Origin of the sequence: Komagataeibacter melaceti, from assembly GCF_003403295.1 — a bacterium.
Lineage (GTDB): Bacteria > Pseudomonadota > Alphaproteobacteria > Acetobacterales > Acetobacteraceae > Komagataeibacter > Komagataeibacter melaceti.
The window spans coordinates 1-3964 of record NZ_QUWV01000134.1; the positions used below are offsets into that span (position 1 = coordinate 1).

General features: G+C 57.8%; 4 protein-coding genes. 1 reads left to right on the plus strand and 3 read right to left on the minus strand.

What is annotated here, in order from left to right:
* Positions 1 to 757: cation:proton antiporter (locus DY926_RS13725; protein ID WP_186336178.1), on the minus strand; the 757-nt coding region annotated here is incomplete at its 3' end.
* 231 nt (positions 758 to 988) lie between these two features.
* On the opposite strand from DY926_RS13725, the gene DY926_RS17065 reads away from it, so the two are divergent.
* Positions 989 to 1255 carry a hypothetical protein gene (locus DY926_RS17065; RefSeq protein WP_148707800.1) on the plus strand — a complete coding sequence of 89 codons (267 nt, stop codon included), beginning with the start codon at positions 989 to 991 and terminating at the stop codon, positions 1253 to 1255.
* Between the two features lie 656 nt (positions 1256 to 1911).
* On the opposite strand, the gene DY926_RS13730 is transcribed toward DY926_RS17065, so the two are convergent.
* Both DY926_RS13730 and DY926_RS17715 read right to left on the minus strand, forming a co-directional pair.
* Complete coding sequence (locus tag DY926_RS13730; RefSeq protein ID WP_241503230.1) at positions 1912 to 3132, minus strand: outer membrane beta-barrel protein; 1221 nt, start codon at positions 3130 to 3132, stop codon at positions 1912 to 1914.
* 643 nt (positions 3133 to 3775) lie between these two features.
* Positions 3776 to 3964 (minus strand): hypothetical protein (locus DY926_RS17715; RefSeq protein WP_206609052.1); only part of this gene is annotated, 189 nt, incomplete at its 5' end.

The following is a 3964-nucleotide window of genomic DNA, read 5'->3' on the forward strand; positions in this document are numbered from 1 at the left end:
GCCGCCAGCCCACCACCAGCCCCGCCACAACGGTGGTGATGACACCCGACACCCCCAGCCGCTCCCCCCCGATATAGGCGACCCATGGCAGCAGCAGCGTCATGGTGATGCTGACGATCCGGTCGCGCACCATCCCCATGAACCAGATCCACACCCAGCCCAGCAGGCCGCCAAAGGCCAGACCACCCGCCGCCAGATAACCGAACGTGGCCGCAGCGTGGACAAGGTTGAACGTTCCGGTCAGGGCCGCCATGGTGGCGAAACGGTAGAGAACAAGGCTGGCCGCATCATCCAGCAGGCTTTCGCCCTCCAGCAGCGTCGTGATCCGTTCAGGCAGGGAGACGCGCTTGAGCACTGCCTTGGCCGCCACCGCATCGGGCGGAGCCACGATGGCGCCCAGCGCCACGCACCCGGCCCATGGCATGGAGGGGATAAGCCAGCGCGTCGCCATGGCCACCGCGAGTGTCGTGAACGCCACCCCGCCTACCGCAAGTTGCAGGATACCCGCCAGATTGGCCCGAAACGCATGCCATACCGAAAAATAGGCTCCCGCCAGCAGCAGCGGCGGCAGGAAGACGATCAGCACAAGGTCGGGATCAATCTCGATCACCGGCAGGCCCGGCATGAGGGTAATGGCAATGCCCCCCAGCACCAGTGCCGCCGCCGGGGGCAGCCGCAGCCTGCGTGCCGCCAGATCCAGCACCACGATCACGACAATCAGGAGGAGGATGAACTCGAAGCGCTCTACATTGGACATGCGCACCCTACCAGTCACATAGCCGGGCGCCCAACACCGGCCCGCGACGGTTAACGCGGCAGGGGATGCCGGGTTGAGATCAACACATGCGCGGCCAGCGTCTTCTGTTTGGGAATGGGAGGCTTTGGGGGGAATGGTTCAATACATGAGATGCTCCGGAACAATATTCTCATGTTGATTTTTTTCAATATTTAAAAAATAACAAAACATAAACAGACACAAACTAATTTTATGCGTATCATTAATATTTATAATATTACATTTCTAGAAAATACAGTCGTATTGAAACGGAAACAGAAAACCCGCGGCATTGCATCGGCCATGGCATCTCTGGTGCGGCATGAGCGCATGAAGGACATCCGCTATCCGAAAGGCCTCTCACGGAATATTCCGCCTGTCATCGGGCAGTTTCCGGTGTGGCTTTTTGCAGGGCACTTCAGGGAGCGCCGCCTTTTTGAAAAAAGGCGGCACCCAAAAACTTTTATTATTTTTCAGTAGATTATCTCAGGTAACTTCGGATTTCATGAACGCAATCAAAAGTTTATCCACTACTCGCTGCCAGATTTCCGTCATGGCCAGAGCAATGCAACCATCCGGCCGATGGATGCTTTAAGGACCAGTGCGCTTTCCCGAACACAGGAAAACGCAATGGCCAGACCTGTATCCCGACCTGCAACATGCCTGTTTTCCTATATTTCAGGCACATGGCGCATGCAGGTCTGATAGGCGGGTCAGAGCCTATGGCTTTCCAACGTCACATAAAGTGAGAACTGCCATGTTGGTGCTTTTCATCTATGCTTGCGGACAACCACCGCTTCCGCCGCCCGGTCCCCCCATGCCACGGGATTACCCGCCCATGGGGCCGAACCAGCCTTTCCCGTTTGACACACCCGCGCCACAGCCCCCGCCGCTGCAATACAACAGCGGAGGATGATACTACCATAGGCCACGATTTCGGGATGTTGATGGCCAGTCGGGCCGGAGCGCCATAAAGGCAGGGGCGGCCATGACGCCAGGTGGATATTTCCTGCGGTATTGGACAAAAGCCATGTCCCGCCCGGATTTTCCACGGGCTACCAGCCACCGCGCATCACGCCCCGCGCCGCCCCGTATCCATCAGGGCGGCGCATGGGTTTTTGTGTACTGTGGCGGGATCAGAAACCGATGACCGCATCACCACCAAAGGTGAACATGCCGTTGTTGCGTCCACCGTTAAAGGGTGTCGTGCCATTGAGCGAACGGTCGAAGCGCACTTCGGGCCGCAGCATGAAAACGCGCACATGATGGCCCAGATCGGGCTTGTAGGTCACGCCCAGTGTCATTTCACCATAGGTGGTACCATGGCCGCCCGGCCCCGGCATCAGGGCGTCGCCCCGGCTGGCACGGCCGGAAATGCCATCCATGTAGGCATTGTTGCCAATAAAGGTCGCAACCATGAGGTTGTTGTTATCGCGATAGATTTCACCACGATAGTTGAAAGTCAGGACCTTGTTGATCTTGTAGCTGAGGAAGCTGACGAAGCTTTCCGCATCGGCGGCCTTGAAATTGCCGTTGGAGCGGATGCCGTTCAGCCCTTCATCATGGATGTAGTTGAACTCACCCGTCAGGGTCAGGCGGTCATTGACGGCGTAGGTTGCGTTGATGTCGTTCCAGAAGCGTTCGGCATGGTCGGCCTCATACCGCCCGCCAGCGGAGGAATAGCGGGAGTTTTCCGGCCCGACGCGGCTCAGTTCGATAATGTTGAGCTTGCCATGCGCAAGGTTGTTCAGATTGATGCCAAAGTAACCGGCAGGCGCGTTATTGTTGTCGGAACGGCCAAAGGATGTCTGGTTACCGGTATCAAGGCCAAAGGTGACATCAATCATGTCGGTAACATGCCAGTTGAACATGGCGCCGATATGCTGGAAGGGAACCGAGTATTCGGACGTATAGGCAATGGTATAGAACGGGCGCGTGGTGGGGTCGAGCGTTTCCACGCCCATGGGGGCCTGAAGGATACCGGCATGCATGTCCAGCCCGCCCTTGGTGGCCCAGGGCAGGTGAACATCGGCATGGGCCTGCGCGGGGATAAGCTGGTAGCGGGCATTCCATTCATGCGCGCTGACACCCAGGATCTGGTAGTAGCGTGCATCCGAACCGTACATGCCTTCGAGGGTGAAGCCGACCTGGTATCCGCCCTTTGAGGGGTCAATCGCTTTCTGCAGGGTGAATTCAGCCTGGTTGAGCTGCACCTGGTTGGCATGGTCGGCAAAGAAGTCACCGAAGTTGTAACCCGGCTGCGGGCGGGCGGGGTTTGCCATGATGCCGCCTTCGACCTGGCCGGTCAGGGTGATGCCTGACAGCCACCGCGCGAAGGTGGAATCACTTTTTTCCATGCTTTTGAAAACTGAAACCTGGGCATGAGCCTGAGGCGGATCGAGCAGGACACCGACGGCGAGCGCCGTGATACATCCGATGCCGGAACGGAATCCCGCTGTCCTCATCCCTCTTTTCTTCATGGCATTCCCCAAAATGTCGTTTTTGCTACGTCATGTTTACCAGCTTTCGTTTGGTAACAAACCGAAATGCTCGCCATCATAACGTTTGAATATCAACATGTTGCAAAAGCCACACACATCGTTACGTTTTCATTACAATAAAAGATAATGACACATATTTGTTATGTTTCAGACATGCCCATCCGGGCCAGACAGGCAGGGGAAAATACCCCCCTGACCTATCGTCCGTATCTTTCTGATAAGCCTTGCTGATTTGCCCGGACCAGACACCCCGAGGGGGTGCGCGCGGTCCCCCGCCCGACTGGCCTTTCGGCCACAGTGGAAGGAAAAAGTGGGCTTGCGGCAGCCCTCGCCTGCGTAACGAGCCGGTGCGAACGATGGTTCCAGCCGGTGCAGCCGCCACTATTGCGGCATATGCCGGGCAACGCGGGAATGCCTGCCGCATTTCATGTCATCGGGGTGGTCCCGGTGGTGGTCACGCGGCGGGCATGACCAGTGGCCGCCGCGCGGTTACAGGGCTTTACCAGCCGCCCCACCCCCAGCCGCCAATATATCCGCCATACGGATAACCATAATATCCCGGATAACCGTAAACGGGATATCCGTACCCATATCCATACCCGTAATAGGGATAGGGCGGGCCACCCCAGCCGCCTCCCCAGCCACCATCCCAACCGCCGCGCCAGCCGCCACCGTGCCAGTCACCGCC